This is a genomic window from Stenotrophomonas ginsengisoli (assembly GCF_001431485.1).
Lineage (GTDB): Bacteria > Pseudomonadota > Gammaproteobacteria > Xanthomonadales > Xanthomonadaceae > Stenotrophomonas > Stenotrophomonas ginsengisoli.
Window position 1 is genome coordinate 14099 of the sequence record NZ_LDJM01000045.1, and the last position, 15652, is coordinate 29750.

The window sequence follows — 15652 nt, forward strand, 5'->3', positions numbered from 1 at the left end:
CAGGATCATTTACAACTTAATTCAGCTTAATTCATCCGCCTCCACGCCGAGGAGGCCGGCAATGCAGCACTGAGCCGCCAGCTCATCAAAACCTTCATTAACAATCATGACATCGATCTCATGTCCCTGATCCCCGCAGGCATCAGATCACCTGCTTGATAACGCCACTGACTTCATCACTGCTTCCCAAATATTTCTTTGCAGCAAGATAGTAAAATTATCGACTCTAGCTAGATTCCCCACTGAAAATCAGGCGCAAGACCCGGCACCTACCGCGAGCCAGCAGGAAAAAGCATCGCGGCCGGGGCCGCTCCCACAAAACCGGGGCCTACGAGGCTGTGGGAGCATGCTTGTATGCTGCTTACCGGCTGCCGGCTTCCAAGCTGTAGGTGGTACTGGCCCGGTATTCCCCACCCGGCAACTGGGCGCGCACTTCGACTTGGTGCTCACCGACGGCGAGTTTGGTAGGCAGTGCGCCGCGCCACAGGTGCGGTGAGGGCTTTGCTTCAGGGCTGCGGTCATAGCTGCGCAGGCCATCGGCAAGGTCATCAGCCACGTTTTCCAGCAGCAGGGCCGGGTCCGGCGCGGTGACGCGCTTCATGGGCTGCCAGTCGCCGCCATCGACACGGAACTCCACCTGCGTATCGGCATCACCCATCCACACGTTGGCGTACAGGCCCCAGGCCGGGTAGGCGCCCTGGCGCAGCACCTTGGGCGCGTGCAGGTGCATCTGCGCATCATCCGGGGCGCGGGCGGCACGGTATTCGAGCTGGTAGCCGCCCTGCCCGTCCACATGCAGCAGGCCGTAACCATTGGGCGTGCCATCGGCCATGGTGGCGGCGGGAATGCCGTCCTTGTCGGTTATGCCAGACCAGAACGCGCCACAGGCGGCGCCAACATTGTATTCGTGCAGGCGCCCTGCCCCGTTCCAGCCATCGGCGCTGCTGTAGTAGCGATGCTCCTGGGTGTGGGTGTGGCCACTGAGCACCAATCGCTTGGGGAAGCGGGCCAGCAGGTCGAACAGTTTCTGCCGGTCGGCTGCGCGGAAGTTGGCATCAAACAGCGGCATGTGCAGGCCGATGACCACCAGCCGCGCGTCATCCAGGGTGGCCAGGTACTGCGCCAGCCAGGCGAACTGCTCATCGCGCAGTCCGCCGATATAGGCCGGGCGCTGGCCGGGCTGGGCGATGATGTCGTCCAGGCCAATAAACACCGCCTGCGGCTCTTCCCAGGCGAAGGTGTCCGGGCCCAGCGCACGCTGGAAACTGGTCAGGGCATCGGCATCGCTGCTCGCATCCAGGTCCATGTCGTGGTTGCCGGGGATATGCAGCCACGGCACGCCCAGGCGCGTGGTCTGCGCGGTCAGCGCCGGGTACAGGGACAGGTCGTCATTGGCGATGTCGCCCAGGGTCAGGCCCAGGTGGGCACGGTGCGTGCCGATCAGCGGTTCGATAATGTCGCGGGCGTAGTAACCCACTTCGGTGAGGTCAGCGGTCTGCGAATCGGCAAACAGCAGGCTGCTCAGGGTGGCCGGGGCCAGGGTCTGACGCTGCAGGGCAAAGCTGCGGCACTGCGCCGGACGTGGGGCAGGCGGCAGGCCATAGGAATCCAGCGAGCGCGAATCATCCCGGTGGCGCCAGGTATCGGGCAGGCCATCATGGCGCGCCACACTGGCCCAGCCGGCGGGTTTGACGATGGACACCAGCGCCGCGTCGGAGATCGGCAACAGGTAGTGGCCATGCGCATCGGTACGCACCAGCGCCTGGCCGTCGCTGACCAGCACGCCAGGCACGCCCTCACCGCTGGCTTGGTCGACCACCTTGCCGGAAAAGCACGGCCACTGGGCGGCGGCAATCGGGGACAGGGCCAGCAACAGGCTGGCCGCCAGGACGTGGCGCATGGGGCGCTCCGGAAGGTGATCCAAGGAACGCCCATTGTAGAAGGTCGCGACCGGGGTCGCTCCTACGGGAGCTGGCTGCTTCGGTGGCGCGGCAGTGCCTGCCGGCCAGTACAGCGATGATCGTGCCTGGCATGCCGCTATGGCCGCATCCACTGGGCACATCATGCAAGGCCATCTGCTGCCCGGCCCGGCCTGCCGTGCGCAGCTACCGCATGAATGCGCAAGTGGCTTGCCCTTGGCACTGCCGCCGTCGCTGTCTTTTCAACGCCATCGCCGTGACAAGCATCACCTATCTGACGCGACAACCCGACACATCGGCATCAACGCGAAAAACGGACCATTCCCCCTTGCCGCCCAGCGTGCTATTACCACCCCACAGCCTTGCGCACGCAGCCCGCTCTCGTTTGAAGAGAGATGCGATGACCTTGCCCGCCCGATTGCGCCCCCTGTACGCAGGTGCCCTGGCCCTGCTCTGCCTGCCCAGCCTGATCGCCTGCGCCCGAACCGGAAACGACATGAACCCGAACGCTGCCCATTCGCCCGTTAGCGCTGCCGCCGACCCGATGGCGGAATTTCGCAACCCCAAGCCCCGGCAGGCATACCGCATCACCATGACGATCACCGGGGCACCCGGCCCCTTTACCTGGATGCGCCCGATTGCCCACTACGATGTCACCAACCGCGAATGCTTGAGCCCTCCGAAGGACAACCCGGGCGGGCGCAGCGCGCCGGTACCGACGGCCCCTACGGATTTCCAGCTCACCCAGACCGGCGAAGGGATCTATACCGGCGTGGTCCATGCCGACCTGATGCTGGACCGGGATTACAACGGCCACGGCATCTGCCACTGGGAGATGACCTCGGTGGTGGTGCAGATGAAGCCAACCGGGGCAGCAGGCGAAACGTTCTTTGTACCGGCCATCCCCGGCAACAAACTCTCACCCGGCAACACGCTGACCATTTACTACAACAAGAACGCCTATACCCGCAAAGATGCCAGTGCACTGGGCAACCCAGGCTTCAGTGACCGCCAGCACGTGTCGCCCTCGATAGCGGAATCGGACCTGTTCACCATCACCTTCCGTGTCGAAGAAGAGGCATCACCATGAGCATGGGAAGCCAGCAATACGCTTATCTGGCTGACCATAGCTATGGCCGCAATGAGAGAGGCAAGCAATCTGTAGAACAACTGAAAACCACGATCGAGCCGCCCGATCTCCCCTGGCTGCAGCGGCAACAAGCGAACATGTACAACGGGCAGCGACAGCCCTGATCAAAGCCCCTCGTCATCCACGCTGATGACCTTGCCATCGCGCATGATGAAATCCACATAGCGCTTGCCGTCGGGTTCGTAATCACGCACACGTCCCACAGCCACGCCGTTTTCCATTACTCCTTCACTCTTGAGCGTGCCATCAAAACGCCAGAACGTGTAGGGGCCTTCCTTCTTGCCCGCCGCATAGGTGTACATGCCACTGGGGCGGCCGTTTTCATACCAGGTCCAAGCCTGCCCATGCTTCTTGTCATCGACATAAGGCATGCGTGAGGCGCGTTTGCCACTGGGATAAAATACAAGCTCTTCTTGCCACACGAAGCCGTCACGGGAAATTCTGTTGGCCCGGCGCCCATTGTCATACCAGCTCTCATACAGGCCCGTGCCCCGGTCCTGAATGTAGGTACCCCTGCTCTCACGCCGGCCATTGGCATGCCAGGTTTCATACACCCCCATGCGTTGGCCGGCACGGTAATTTGCCCGGGACTGCAGCTGTCCATCTGGGTAATAGGTCAGTGCCGGGCCGTCCAGCCGGCCGTCGCTGTAGAACATGTCACTTTTGACCTGCCCGTCATCGTAGAACGCCCGGCTGCGCTGATTGAGCTTGCCATCCACATACTGGCCTTCGAACGTGCGGACACCCGCCTCGTTCCAGTAGATATGGCTGCCGCTGTTTTGGCCTTGGCGGTAGCCAACATCCGACGCCTTCTGCCCATTGCGGTGCCAGCTGGTCTGCCGGCCCGTGGCACGCATGACCTGCAGATCAGACTGGGCCAGCAGATTGGTCGGCATATACACACGGATGCTGGTGCTGCGTTGCTTGCCATCAGGCCAATAGCTGCTGATTTCACGCCAACCGTGCGCATCACCGCCATCCAGCACGCGGTAATAAGCCACTTCTGGCAAACGCTCAGGTGTAATCGCCCCCTGCAGCAATACGCCATTGCCACTGTAATAGCCGACCACGCAATGAGCGATGGACTGCACCACTACCGGTGAGTAAAGACAGGGGTAACCATGTCGCTCTGGCTCGGGAATGCCATCGAGGGCATCGGCTGCAGCATGCGAAGCAACACCGAACGACAGCATTGCGGCGAAAATCTTGGGGAAACTCAGGCGCATAATCATTCGCTTGCCATAATTCCGTTTATGGAAAGCGCAGGGTAAGCCATCGTGGCCAGGGTTACTGCGACCGAGCGCATGAAACAGCAGCCGGCTTCCGGCCTGTCCAGCCGGGATCCCGAAAAAAGCCGCCCTGAAGGACACCGTATCGCGCCAAGGTCCGCTCGCACCCGTCAGGCCGCAGCGCGCAGGCGTTGATGGATACCCCATAGCGCTCGGTTCGCGGCCGGGGCCAATCCTGCAAAGGTAGAAGCAGCCCGAATGGAGTCGCTCCCACAGATGCGGCAGGTTTCTTCAGCAGCAAGCGACTGTGGGAGCGTGCCTGCCCGACGGCCTCAATCGTGCAACAGGCTGGGGTCGGCGTGGCGGGCCTTGAGCAGGGTGATCACATCTGCCAGGCCCAGGCCGCGATCACGCAGCAGCACGGTGAGGTGGAAGATCAGATCCGCCGCTTCACCGGTGAGCTCTTCCGGCGTCTGGGCCACGGCAGCCAGGGCCGCTTCGACGCCCTCCTCGCCCACCTTCTGCGCGATGTGGCGGGTGCCCTTGGTGAACAGCTTGCTGGTGTAGCTGCCCTCGGGCATGTCGGCCTTGCGCCGGGCCACCAGTGCATCCAGCTCGGCCAGGAAGTTGCCCGGTGCCGCCGGGAAGCAGCTTGCGGTGCCCTTGTGGCAGGTGGGGCCATCCGGGTTGGCCAGCACCAGCAGGGTGTCGTTGTCGCAATCGACCTTGATGTCGACCACGTTGAGGTAGTTCTCCGAGGATTCGCCCTTCATCCACAGCCGCTGCTTGGTGCGGCTGAAGAAGGTGACCTTGCCGCTGTCGCAGGTCATCTGCAGGGCGGCCTGGTCCATGTAGCCCAGCATCAGCACGCGCAGGTTGGACGCGTCCTGCACGATCACCGGCACCAGGCCGTCGACCTTGGCCCAATCCAGCGCAGGCAGTGCGCTCATATCAATAGACATCACGCACCTCGATCTGTTGCTCGCGCAGGAAGGATTTGAGTTCCGGGATCGCAATCGCGCCACTGTGGAACACGCTGGCGGCCAGTGCACCGTCCACATCGGCCTGGTCAAACACGTTGGCAAAGTGGGCCATCTCGCCTGCACCGCCGGAGGCGATCAAGGGCACCTTGCACAGCGCGCGGGCGGCACGCAGCTGGACGATGTCATAGCCACGCTTGACCCCGTCGTTGTCCATGCAATTGAGCACGATCTCCCCTGCCCCGCGCTGCTGCACCTCGGCCACCCAATCCAGGGTGCGGCGGGCCTCGCTGCGGGTCTTGGACGGATCACCGGTAAACGAGCGCACCCGCCACTGGCCGTCCTCCTCCTTGATCGAATCGATACCCACCACCACGCACTGCTCGCCGAAGGCCTGGGCCAGTTCGCCGATCAGCGCCGGGCGCTGCAGGGCCGGGGTGTTGATGGAGATCTTGTCGGCGCCGGCATGCAGGATGGCGCGGGCGGTTTCCACATCACGGATGCCGCCGGCCACGCAGAACGGGATGTCGATCAGCCGGGCCACACGCTCGATCCAGCTGCGGTCCACGCTGCGCCCTTCCGGGCTGGCGGTGATGTCGTAGAACACCAGTTCGTCGGCACCGTTGTCGCGGTAGCGCAGGGCCAGCTCGACGATGTCGCCCATGTCGATGTGGTCGCGGAACTTGACGCCTTTGACCACCCGCCCCTCGCGCACATCCAGGCAGGGAATGATTCGGCGGCTCAGCATGCCAGGGCCTCGCTCAGTTGCAGGCGGCCTTCCAGCAGTGCCTTGCCCAGCACCGCGCCACCGCAGCCTGCGGCCTTGGCGGCAGCCACATCGGCCAGGTCACGTACACCCCCGGAGGCCTGCACGGCCACGCCGGGCAGCAGTGCCACAAGATGTGCGTAGAGCTCGATATTGGGGCCGGACAGCATGCCGTCGCGGGCAATGTCGGTGCACAGCAGATGTTTCATCCCGGCGTCCGCATAACGCTGGGCCAGCTCGTCCAGGGTGACATCGGCCGTTTCCGTCCAGCCATGTACCGGCAGGCGCCAGACACCATCGGCGCCTTGGCGGGTATCCAAAGCGATGGTCAGGCGCTCTGCGCCGAACTCGGCCAGCCAGCCAATGACGGTATCCGGGTCACGCACGGCCACCGAGCCGACCACCACACGCGCCGCGCCAGCGGCCAGGATCGCGGCCACATCATCACGGCAGCGCACGCCACCGCCGGTCTGGATCTTCAGGCCGGTCTGCGCGCTGATCGCCCCCAGGGTTTCGGCCAGGGTGTAGCCGCCAGCCTTGGCCGCATCCAGATCGACCAGGTGCATCCACTGCGCACCGGTATCGGCGAAGGCCTGCGCACGCGGCAGCACGTCATCGCCATAGGTGGTCTGCTGGTTGTAGTCGCCCTGGACCAGACGCACCACGGCGCCGTTGCGGATGTCCAGTGCGGGATAGACGACAAAGCTCATGAGAAATCCATTGCCAGGAAGTTGCGCAGCAGTTGCTCGCCGGGGCCGGCCGAACGTTCGGGATGGAACTGGGCACCGCAGTACAGGCCGTGCTGCACCATGGCGGTGAACAGCCCACCGTGGTGGCTCACCGCCACCGTATGGCTGGACACCGGTGCGGCGTAGCTGTGCACGAAGTAGGCACTGGCACCGGCTGCGATGCCCTCGAGCAGCGGCGATTCGCGCAGGGCCAGCAGTTTGTTCCAGCCCATGTGGGGTACGCGGATGCCCACGGCCGGATGCAGGCGGCGCACCACGCCGGGCAGCAGGCCCAAGGCATCCACGTTGCCCTCTTCGCTGTGTTCGTACAGCAGCTGCATCCCCAGGCAGATGCCCAACAACGGCTTGTCCAGCTGGCGCAGCGGCTCAACCAGGCCCTGGCTGTGCAGGCGCGCCATGCCCTCGGCAGCGGCGCCCACGCCGGGCAGGATTACCCGCTGGCAGGCGGCCAGTTCATCGGCATCGCGCACCAAGGCCACCTCAACGCCGATACGCTCCAGTGCATAGCGCACCGAGCCGAGGTTGGCGCCACCGGCATCAATCAGGCCGACCGTCGGTTTGCTCTCGCTCACAGCGCCCCCTTGGTGGATGGCAACTCGGTGCCCACGCGGGCAATGGACTGGCGCAGGGTGCGGGCGAAGGCTTTGAAGCCGGCTTCGATCTTGTGGTGGTCGTTGTCACCTTCCACGGTGAGATGCAGGTTCATGCCTGACGCATCACACAGCGAGCGCCAGAAGTGCTCGACCAGCTCGGTCGGCAGGTCGCCCACCTTCTCGCGCTTGAATTCGGTCTTGAACACCAGGTACGGGCGGCCGGAAAAATCCAGCGCGCACGAGGCCTGGGTTTCATCCATCGGCAGCACGAAGCCGTAACGGCCGATGCCACGCTTGTCACCCAGCGCCTCGCGCAGGGCCTGGCCCAGGGCCAGGGCCGTGTCCTCGACGGTGTGGTGCTCGTCGATGTGCAGGTCGCCCTTGGCCACCACGTCCAGGGCAAAACCGCCGTGGCGGGCGATCTGCTCGAGCATGTGGTCAAAGAACGGCAGGCCGGTATCAAAACGGCACGGGCCGGTCGCGTCCAGATCCACCGCGATACGGATCCGGGTTTCCTTGGTATTGCGCTCTACATGCGCACGACGCGGCGCATCGGCCAACTCGTGGGCAATGCCGTCCCAGTCCCACTCACCACCGAACTCATCGGTAGCGAGCTGGAAGGCGCGGATCTTCATGTTGTCGGCAAACTGCACGTCGGTCGGGCGGTCGCCCACCATCGCGCTGCGCGACCAGTCGATCGTGCGGTCCTGCAGGTAGCCCAGCATCATGCCGATGCCCGGCTTGCGGTTGGGGCTGTTGTCGGCCGGGAAGCTGGGGTCGATCAGCACATCGCGGAAGGTGATGCCCTGGCTTTCAAAGACCTGCATCATCAAATCGTGCGGGCCGTCGAATGTGGCTTGCGGGTAGGCGTCGGTGCCCAGGCCGTCCTGGTTGGAGACGATCACGAACTGCCAGCCGGCATCGCGCAGCTTGATCAGCGCCGGGATCACGTTGCGCACAAAGCGCAGCTTCTCGAACGCATCAATCTGGTAGTCGGCCGGCTCCTCGATCAGGGTGCCGTCGCGGTCGATGAAAAGAATCGGGGTCATGCGGTGGCCTTCAAAGCGCAGAGCGTGGCGATCACGCGGTCATTCTGTTCGGGCGTGCCCAGGGTAATACGCAGGGCGTCACCAAGCTGTGGCGCAGCACGCTGGTCGCGCACCACGATGCCGGCAGCCAGCAATGCCTGGAACGCGGCCTCGGCGTCGTGGAAACGAGCCAGCACGAAGTTGGCATCGGAAGGATAGACGCGGCTCACCACGGCCAGCTGGGCCAACGCGTCCTGCAGGCGGACGCGCTCGTCACGGATCTGCACCACGCGCTGGGCGGTAAGCGCACGTGCCTGGGCACTGAGCCCGGCCAGGGCCAGGGCGCTGCACGGGGTGGGAACCGGGTACGGCGCCTGCACACGGCGCAAGACGGCGATCAGCCCGGCATCGGCAATCAGGGTACCGATGCGCGCCGCAGCCAGGCCATGCGCCTTGGACAGCGTACGCAGCACCGCGATATTGGCGTACTGGCCCATCAGGCTGACCGCAGACGGCTCATCGGCAAATTCGCCATAGGCCTCGTCCACCACCACCAGAGCGCGACCGGCCAGCGCCGTGGCCACCCGCACCACATCGGCCAACGGCACGCTCTTGCCGCCCGGGTTGGACGGCGAGCACAGGAACACCAGCTTGGCCTTGCCGGCGATGGCGGCGGCAATCACGGCCTCGATATCCGGCACCAGGCCGTCATCGGTATCGAGCAGCGGCACCTCGATGGCCTTGGCACCCTGCAACCGGGCACTGACCGCATACATGCCGAACACCGGCGGGGTGAACAGCACGCCATCGCGGCCGGGTTCGCACAGGCTGCGCACCAGCAGGTCGATGGCCTCGTCGCTGCCACGGCCAACCAGCACCTGGGAGGCTTGCGCGCCGTAGAGCTCGGCCAGCGCGGTCACCAGGGCAGCCGGCTGCGGCTCGGGATAGCGGCGGCAGGAACCGCCCTCATCACCCGGGTTGGCCCAGGCCGCCTCGTTGGCATTGAGCCAGACATCACCGCTCAATTTGGCGGTGCGCGCGGAGGAATAACCGCCGAAGCCGGCCAGATCCGCCCGCACCAGATTCAGCACGTCGCTCACGGCTGCACTCCCAGGCGCAGGGCCACCGCATTGGCGTGGGCACCCAGGCCTTCGGCGCGGGCCAGGGTGAGCGCACAGGGGCCGATGGCCGCCATGCCTTCGGCCGAGGCCGACTGCACCGAGATCAGGTTCTGGAAGCTGGCCACGCTCACGCCCGAATACGCGCGCGCCGCACCGGCGGTGGGCAGCACGTGGTTGGTACCCGAGCAGTAATCGCCCAGTGCTTCGGGGGTGTAATCGCCCAGGAACACCGAGCCGGCGGCCTGCACCTGGTCCAGCCAGGTGTCCGGCTGGCGCAGGGCCAGGATCAAGTGCTCCGGCGCATAGCGGTTGGAGATGGCAAAGGCCTGGGCGATCGATTCCACCCGGATCAGGCGCGAGGCATCCAGCGCCTGGCGGGCGATGCCTTCGCGGCCGAGCTGGGCCACCTGCTTTTCCACCTCGATGGCCACGGCCGCAATCATCTGCTCACTGTCAGACAACAGCAGCACCTGCGAGTCCGGGCCATGCTCGGCCTGGGACAGCAGGTCGGCAGCAACAAAGGCCGGATTGGCACCGGCATCGGCAATCACCAGCACCTCGGACGGGCCGGCCGGCATGTCGATGGCAGCGGCGCCGTCCTGCGCTACCTGCTGCTTGGCCTCGGTCACAAACGAATTGCCCGGGCCGAACAGCTTGTCGCAGGCCGGCACCTGTTCGGTGCCGTAGGCCATGGCGGCAATGGCCTGGGCGCCGCCGAGCTTGAACACGCGTTGCACGCCGGTCAGACGTGCGGCCACCAGCACCGCCGGGTCGGCCGTGCCGTCCTTGCGCGGCGGCGTGCACAGGATCACCTGCGGGCAGCCCGCCAGCTGCGCCGGCACGCCCAGCATCATCGCGGTGGACGGCAGCGGCGCACTGCCGGCCGGCACGTACAGGCCAACGCGGCCAATCGGGCGGATGATCTTGCCGCAGGTCACGCCGGGGGCGGTCTGCAGCGAATACGGCTGGGCCATGCCCGCCTCGTGGTACAGGCGGATGCGGGCGATGGCATCGACCATGGCCTGGCGCAGTTCAGCCGACACCGCGGCCTCGGCAGCAACGAATTCGCTCTCGCTGACTTCAAAGCTGTCCGGCGCCACGCCATCAAAACGCTGGGTGATCGCGCGCAGGCCGGCATCGCCCTCGCTGCGTACCTGGGCAATCAGGCCCGCCACTGCATCGCGGGTCTGCGCGGCCACGGCCTGCACCGGCCGGGTCAGCGCCGCGGCCTGGCCGGCAGCATCGAGTTCATTCCAGATCAGGGTGTTCATGCCAGCGATTTCTCCACGGCCAGCACCATGAGCTGCGAGGCCCCGGCGCGTTCGATTTCTTCCAGCTGCTGCCAGCTCAGTCCACTCGGGCACATCGCCTGCAGGCGTGCCGGCTGGGCGGTGCCCGGCAGGCGGATCAGTTCGGCACCGGCCGGCAGCAGGCTGCCGATGGACGGCAGGGCCTCATCGGCGGCACTGAACATCACCAGCTTCTGCTCGCGGCTGGCATTGATGCCATCCAGGCGGCGCAGCAGCATCGCCATCAGGCCGGCGCGGCTGTCGGTCAGCTCGTCCACCGGCCCGGCCAGCACAGCGGTGGATTCCATCAGGATCTCCACCGGCTTGAGCTGGTTGGCGCGCAGGGTGGCGCCGGAAGACACCAGGTCGGCAATCAGGTCGGCGGTGCCCAGCTTGGGGGCAATTTCCACCGAGCCGGACAGCTCGACCACATCGGCCTTGATCCCGCGCTCGGCCAGCCAGGCGGTGAGGATGGCCGGGTAGCTGGTGGCAATGCGCTTGCCCTGCAGCATGTCAACGCCGCTCCATTCCCATTCTTCTGGAATGCCCAGCATCAGGCGGCAGTCGCCGAAGGGCAGCGCGCGCAGCGACTGGTAGGCATCGCTCATGCCGATCTGGCGACGGGCCTTGGCCTGCTCGTCCAGTTCGTTGAAACCGACGATGCCCAGATCGCACACGCCATCGGCGATCAGGCCGGGGATGTCGTCATCGCGCACCAGCAGCAGATCCACCGGCAGCGACTCACCAAAGCAGAACAGCTTGTCGCGCGATTCACGCCAGCTCAGGCCACAGGCGGTGAGCAGGGCGCGGGCCGGGTCGGCCAGGCGGCCCTTCTTCTGGATGGCAATGCGCAGACGGTCACGCGCCGGCGCGGCAGGACTTGGGGACATGGGAGCAATCTCGAATCGAATGGGGGATCAGCGCGGGGCAAGGCGGTCGATGGCAACGGCATAGCCGCCATGACCCTGCTCCAGCGTGCGCGCCACGCGCCCGGTGGTGGTCACACTGACCCCGGTGCGTTGATGGATATCGCGATACGGCACGCCATCGCGCAGCAACGGCACCACCCGCCAGCGGTCGCTCATCGCCTCCAGCTCGGCCGGCGTGCACAGGTCACGCAGGAAGGCGATCACTTCCTCGGCACTGCGCAGTGAACCGATGGCCTGGGCCAGGCTGTCCAGCGCCTGCGGATCCGGGCGCTGCGGGGTGGTGACGGGACGTGGCTTCATCTTGTATCAATGTAATAGCGTGCTATTACATTACGCCGCAATGCAGCAGTGGTCAATGCCCCGGCTAACACCAACATGGCCGGCCGGGAAGTCCATTCAGCCCAATGTCGTCCCACTTGGCACCGCGCTCCGGCGATTGCCCCTACTGCAATGCAGTGCACCGAGCCGATGAACACGACCACGCCCGATTTGGCGTCACCCTTGTTGGCCAGCATCATGGCCGCGTCGACACCTGCCCCACACCCAAAACGCCCGCATGGCATTGATCAAAAATCTGCTGGGATCAGGCCACGCTTCAAGTGCGTCAGGCACACCTCCAATCCTGCCAGTGCGGCCACGCACCCGGAAATTTCCGATACAAGAACGCAATATTTCCTGACCTTGCCCAATCACCCATCCGCCAACTACATCGCAGGACCACCCACACCACGCCGTTACCATCAAACCTCATCCCACTGCAGGGGCCAGGCTGCAGGCCCCGCATGACACGCCGCGCCACGTTTCCCTGGAGACAAAGCCATGCAAGGATTGAAAACCGCCCCCACCGGCATGCGTACCGCCACCCGTGCCAACCGCTTGCCGCTGCTTGCCATGAGCGTATTGCTGACAGCCTGCCACGCACCACAGGCCGAGTCGGCTGACACTTCACAGCCCCGCGCGGAAAACACAATCGCCACCACCGCCCCGGCTGCGGAACCGACACCGGCAGCCGGCGATCAAGCCCAAGCCTTGACCACCCAGCCTCCCGCCACCGCGGCAACCGAAACCCACCCCCAGATCGATGCGGACGGCAATCCGTATCGCCCCGATGATTCCTACAGCCGGGCCAACCTACGGCCGCAGTACCGACAGTGTGTCGCGGCCAGCGGAGCCGATATATCCGCACTGCGCGCCTGCATGGATGAAGAATTCCAACGGCAGGATGAGCGGCTACGCCTGGCTTGGGGAGCTATAGCAAACGGCCCGGACAGTTCATTCAAAGACAGACTGGCCGATGAGCAGCACATATATATGCGTGACACCTACCAAAAATGCCACTACGACCCGATAACTAAAGATCAAAACCAATTGATTGCTGCGCAACCCTGCCTAACCAATCGCTACGCCAATCGTTCCGCTGCGCTTGAGGCATTGATGCACAACGCTCCGATGTAGCGACCGGCCCCATCTCACATGATAGCGCGAGAAAAATCAGGCGACTGGACGGCGAAGAGAGCACGCAAAACCGGCACCAGCCAAACCCGCCAGTTATTGAACACAGGCTGCAAGCGGCGCATCGCAGGCTGCTGATTGCCAAACGCTTCCCTAGAGGCAGACCGATGCAAGGATTGAACTGGGCACATGCTTCCAATCACGTCATCGCGCGCACTTCCTGCTGGCCGATCCTTGCACTGAGCTTGACGCTATCTGCTTGTCAGCCCCGGCAGACTGATGCCGCCATATCAGCCCCACCAGTTACGGCAGTGGTGCCCAACCCACTGGGTAAAACCCGATCCACCGCAGAGTTTTCGACATCCCCGGATGCGCCCACTCCCGCCGGACAATACGCATCACCGTCGACCATGGAAAGCACAGACAGCGCGCACATCCTCGCAGAAGAAGACGATGTGCATCTGCCGGATAACTCGTACAACCAGGCCAACCTGCGGGCGCAGTACGAAACTTGCGTATCCGCCAGCGGCGGCGTGACGCCCGCCATTCAAGCCTGTATGGATGAAGAATTCCGTTGGCAGCAAGCACGCTTGCGTAATGCATGGGAAACCATCGCTGATGGCCCGGACAGCACATACAAGGACGAACTGGCCGACGAGCAGGATGCCTACATACGCGATACCGACCGTTACTGCCGCTTCGACCTCACCCCCCAAGGCCAAGGCCAGATGCTGGATGCCCGATCCTGCCGCATCAACCGCTACGCCAACCGTACGGATGCTCTGGAGAAATTGATCAACAAGTGATGCCTATTGCAAAGGAGTGCTGCAAATGGACCATGACGATCTGCAAAAGAAAACCACAATAGCTGGGAAAACCCAGTCGGATGACACACCATCGATCACATCGCAGCGCGCCAACCACCAGGATCCAGCGTTTACAACTGGCGAACGCATTCAGGTCATCGAGCCATATGGCAACACCGACAACACACTCAATCGGGTCATTGCACGCGGGACCTCCGGAGAAGAGGCATACAACGACTTGCAGATCCACCACCCGCGCACAAACCGCGCGGCGGTTCTAACAAGCAATACAGCCTTGACCGACCGACCTTCACAAATGATGGAAGGGCATCTCGAGGCCGTGCGCATCACAGGCGACCGCAACGGCATACCACTCGTGCAAAAGGATCTCATCCTTACTGATGAAAAAGGCTACCGCAGCATCATGATCCCCAATCCGGTTGCCGGCTTTGTGGAGATAAACAAAAACGCCTGGAACTCGGTGAGCATCTGGAGCCAGCCTGCCGGCCACCCGGACCGCGAGTTGTTGGGCCAGGTACTGCATGGCGAACGCGGCAGCTCACCGTACAAGACCGGCGATTACGTCGAGTACGGCGCCCCGTTGATCAAGCAATCCAACGCAGGCACGGGGGCGGTGCATACACATATCGAGCTGGAGCCGGATCAATTCCGGAAGTATCTGGGCGACATGCTCAATGACCGCGTTACCCTGAGCCAGGACACTGCCTCCCGGAATCCATCCACGCGCAGCGCCATGGCCGACGGCATGCTGACCAGAGCCGAGCGCGGCGGTGAGGTCAGGGCCATGCAGGAAAAACTGGCTGGCCTGGGCTATCGGGGCCAGGACGACAAGCCGTTGGCCAGTACCGGCTACTTCGGCGATGACACCTTCGCAGCAGTGCAGGCCTTCCAGCGTGCCAATGGCCTGAAGGACGACGGCAAAGCCGGCAGCAAGACCCTGGCCGCCCTGGACGTGGCTACCGAGGCCAAGCCGCAGCACGCGGCAGGACCGGACATGCGCGATGCATCCAGCCCGGACAACGCCCGCTTCCAGCAGGCCATGGAAAAGCTGCAGGAGATGGAAAAACAACGCGCACACGCAGGATTGCAGCCACTGTTTGCCGACAACCAGCAGGTCGAGCGCACTGCCGGGCAACTGGTGCTGGCGAGCAAGGCAGCGGGCATGGACAGGATCGACTCGGTAGTGGCGCGCCTGGATGGCACCGGCGTGTTCGCCATCCAGGGGCAGTGCAACGATCCGGCCGCACGTCGTGCGGCTGTCGAATGCAATCATGCGCTCTCGCAGCCGCTGGAAGCCAGCAGCCGCCAGGCCGGACAGCTCGATGCACAGCCCCAGCAAAGCCCGCATCAGCAGCAGGATCAAGAGCTCAACCGCGCACGCGGACTGTAAGGCAGGCTTAGATGATGCTGCCCGCCTTCTGCATCAGCCACCGCACGGGCTGCAAGCGGGCATGCGGCTGCGGCCAACGGCCAGCAATCCTTGATTTCCTGCACATCACCCTGTGCTGCACACGGCTGGTGGCATGCGTGATGCCGCCAAAAACCTTTCCGACTTCAATAACGGCGCCGTTTGGAGTCCGGGATGCACTTCCCCATCGAGCAAAGCAAAAGCCCCCGCAA

Annotated in this window: 16 protein-coding genes; 5 read left to right on the plus strand and 11 right to left on the minus strand. The window is 64.2% G+C overall.

What is annotated here, in order from left to right:
* Positions 1–361 precede the first annotated feature (361 nt).
* Entirely contained in the window at positions 362–1900 is a 1539-nt protein-coding gene (locus ABB30_RS14180; RefSeq protein WP_057638964.1) for a calcineurin-like phosphoesterase C-terminal domain-containing protein, read from the minus strand.
* Between the two features lie 419 nt (positions 1901–2319).
* Between ABB30_RS14180 and ABB30_RS14185 the strand changes: the two genes are divergently transcribed.
* Complete coding sequence (locus tag ABB30_RS14185; protein ID WP_152980762.1) at positions 2320–3009, plus strand: hypothetical protein; 690 nt, start codon at positions 2320–2322, stop codon at positions 3007–3009.
* Positions 3006–3173: a hypothetical protein gene (locus ABB30_RS16535; protein ID WP_161808867.1), complete on the plus strand. Its 168-nt coding sequence runs from the start codon at positions 3006–3008 to the stop codon at positions 3171–3173. Before ABB30_RS14185 ends, ABB30_RS16535 begins: the two co-directional genes overlap by 4 nt.
* Here ABB30_RS16535 and ABB30_RS14190 read toward each other — a convergent pair whose 3' ends face one another.
* The 10 genes from ABB30_RS14190 to ABB30_RS14235 all read right to left on the minus strand — a co-directional run bounded on the left by ABB30_RS14190 (position 3174) and on the right by ABB30_RS14235 (position 12053).
* The gene (locus ABB30_RS14190; RefSeq protein WP_161808868.1) at positions 3174–4301 is read right to left on the minus strand and encodes a toxin-antitoxin system YwqK family antitoxin; all 1128 of its coding nucleotides are present in this window, start codon (positions 4299–4301) and stop codon (positions 3174–3176) included.
* A gap of 329 nt (positions 4302–4630) precedes the next feature.
* Entirely contained in the window at positions 4631–5260 is a 630-nt protein-coding gene (gene hisIE, locus ABB30_RS14195) for a bifunctional phosphoribosyl-AMP cyclohydrolase/phosphoribosyl-ATP diphosphatase HisIE (protein WP_057638967.1), read from the minus strand.
* A complete protein-coding gene (gene hisF / locus ABB30_RS14200) occupies positions 5250–6026 on the minus strand; it encodes an imidazole glycerol phosphate synthase subunit HisF (RefSeq protein WP_057638968.1) in 777 nt (258 codons plus the stop codon). Before hisF ends, hisIE begins: the two co-directional genes overlap by 11 nt.
* Positions 6020–6754, minus strand: coding sequence for a 1-(5-phosphoribosyl)-5-[(5-phosphoribosylamino)methylideneamino]imidazole-4-carboxamide isomerase (gene hisA, locus ABB30_RS14205; RefSeq protein WP_057638969.1), 735 nt, complete (start codon positions 6752–6754; stop codon positions 6020–6022). Before hisA ends, hisF begins: the two co-directional genes overlap by 7 nt.
* Positions 6751–7365, minus strand: coding sequence for an imidazole glycerol phosphate synthase subunit HisH (hisH, locus tag ABB30_RS14210; protein WP_057638970.1), 615 nt, complete (start codon positions 7363–7365; stop codon positions 6751–6753). Before hisH ends, hisA begins: the two co-directional genes overlap by 4 nt.
* The gene (gene hisB, locus ABB30_RS14215) at positions 7362–8435 is read right to left on the minus strand and encodes a bifunctional histidinol-phosphatase/imidazoleglycerol-phosphate dehydratase HisB (protein WP_057638971.1); all 1074 of its coding nucleotides are present in this window, start codon (positions 8433–8435) and stop codon (positions 7362–7364) included. The genes hisH and hisB overlap by 4 nt, the downstream gene beginning before the upstream one ends.
* Positions 8432–9514, minus strand: coding sequence for a histidinol-phosphate transaminase (gene hisC / locus ABB30_RS14220; RefSeq protein WP_057638972.1), 1083 nt, complete (start codon positions 9512–9514; stop codon positions 8432–8434). Before hisC ends, hisB begins: the two co-directional genes overlap by 4 nt.
* Positions 9511–10806: a histidinol dehydrogenase gene (hisD, locus tag ABB30_RS14225; protein ID WP_057638973.1), complete on the minus strand. Its 1296-nt coding sequence runs from the start codon at positions 10804–10806 to the stop codon at positions 9511–9513. The genes hisC and hisD overlap by 4 nt, the downstream gene beginning before the upstream one ends.
* Positions 10803–11714 (minus strand): ATP phosphoribosyltransferase, encoded by a 912-nt coding sequence (gene hisG / locus ABB30_RS14230; protein ID WP_057638974.1) that lies wholly within the window; start codon positions 11712–11714, stop codon positions 10803–10805. Before hisG ends, hisD begins: the two co-directional genes overlap by 4 nt.
* A gap of 27 nt (positions 11715–11741) precedes the next feature.
* A complete protein-coding gene (locus ABB30_RS14235) occupies positions 11742–12053 on the minus strand; it encodes a YerC/YecD family TrpR-related protein (RefSeq protein WP_057638975.1) in 312 nt (103 codons plus the stop codon).
* 519 nt (positions 12054–12572) lie between these two features.
* On the opposite strand from ABB30_RS14235, the gene ABB30_RS14240 reads away from it, so the two are divergent.
* From ABB30_RS14240 to ABB30_RS14250, 3 genes are all read left to right on the plus strand, one after another.
* Positions 12573–13208 carry a lysozyme inhibitor LprI family protein gene (locus ABB30_RS14240; RefSeq protein WP_057638976.1) on the plus strand — a complete coding sequence of 212 codons (636 nt, stop codon included), beginning with the start codon at positions 12573–12575 and terminating at the stop codon, positions 13206–13208.
* Between the two features lie 164 nt (positions 13209–13372).
* Positions 13373–14011, plus strand: coding sequence for a lysozyme inhibitor LprI family protein (locus ABB30_RS15895; protein WP_083489894.1), 639 nt, complete (start codon positions 13373–13375; stop codon positions 14009–14011).
* Between the two features lie 25 nt (positions 14012–14036).
* Complete coding sequence (locus ABB30_RS14250; RefSeq protein WP_083489895.1) at positions 14037–15422, plus strand: peptidoglycan-binding domain-containing protein; 1386 nt, start codon at positions 14037–14039, stop codon at positions 15420–15422.
* Positions 15423–15652 lie beyond the last annotated feature (230 nt).

What these genes read in the sequence shown, in the direction of transcription:
- ABB30_RS14190 (WP_161808868.1), bottom strand. Translation starts at nt 4,301, where the DNA reads ATGATTATGCGCCTGAGTTTCCCCAAGATTTTCGCCGCAATGCTGTCG.
- ABB30_RS14250 (WP_083489895.1), top strand. Translation starts at nt 14,037, where the DNA reads ATGGACCATGACGATCTGCAAAAGAAAACCACAATAGCTGGGAAAACC.
- hisA (WP_057638969.1), bottom strand. Translation starts at nt 6,754, where the DNA reads ATGAGCTTTGTCGTCTATCCCGCACTGGACATCCGCAACGGCGCCGTG.
- hisG (WP_057638974.1), bottom strand. Translation starts at nt 11,714, where the DNA reads ATGTCCCCAAGTCCTGCCGCGCCGGCGCGTGACCGTCTGCGCATTGCC.
- ABB30_RS15895 (WP_083489894.1), top strand. Translation starts at nt 13,373, where the DNA reads ATGCAAGGATTGAACTGGGCACATGCTTCCAATCACGTCATCGCGCGC.
- hisB (WP_057638971.1), bottom strand. Translation starts at nt 8,435, where the DNA reads ATGACCCCGATTCTTTTCATCGACCGCGACGGCACCCTGATCGAGGAG.
- hisIE (WP_057638967.1), bottom strand. Translation starts at nt 5,260, where the DNA reads ATGTCTATTGATATGAGCGCACTGCCTGCGCTGGATTGGGCCAAGGTC.
- ABB30_RS14185 (WP_152980762.1), top strand. Translation starts at nt 2,320, where the DNA reads ATGACCTTGCCCGCCCGATTGCGCCCCCTGTACGCAGGTGCCCTGGCC.
- hisF (WP_057638968.1), bottom strand. Translation starts at nt 6,026, where the DNA reads ATGCTGAGCCGCCGAATCATTCCCTGCCTGGATGTGCGCGAGGGGCGG.
- ABB30_RS14180 (WP_057638964.1), bottom strand. Translation starts at nt 1,900, where the DNA reads ATGCGCCACGTCCTGGCGGCCAGCCTGTTGCTGGCCCTGTCCCCGATT.
- ABB30_RS16535 (WP_161808867.1), top strand. Translation starts at nt 3,006, where the DNA reads ATGAGCATGGGAAGCCAGCAATACGCTTATCTGGCTGACCATAGCTAT.
- ABB30_RS14235 (WP_057638975.1), bottom strand. Translation starts at nt 12,053, where the DNA reads ATGAAGCCACGTCCCGTCACCACCCCGCAGCGCCCGGATCCGCAGGCG.
- hisD (WP_057638973.1), bottom strand. Translation starts at nt 10,806, where the DNA reads ATGAACACCCTGATCTGGAATGAACTCGATGCTGCCGGCCAGGCCGCG.
- ABB30_RS14240 (WP_057638976.1), top strand. Translation starts at nt 12,573, where the DNA reads ATGCAAGGATTGAAAACCGCCCCCACCGGCATGCGTACCGCCACCCGT.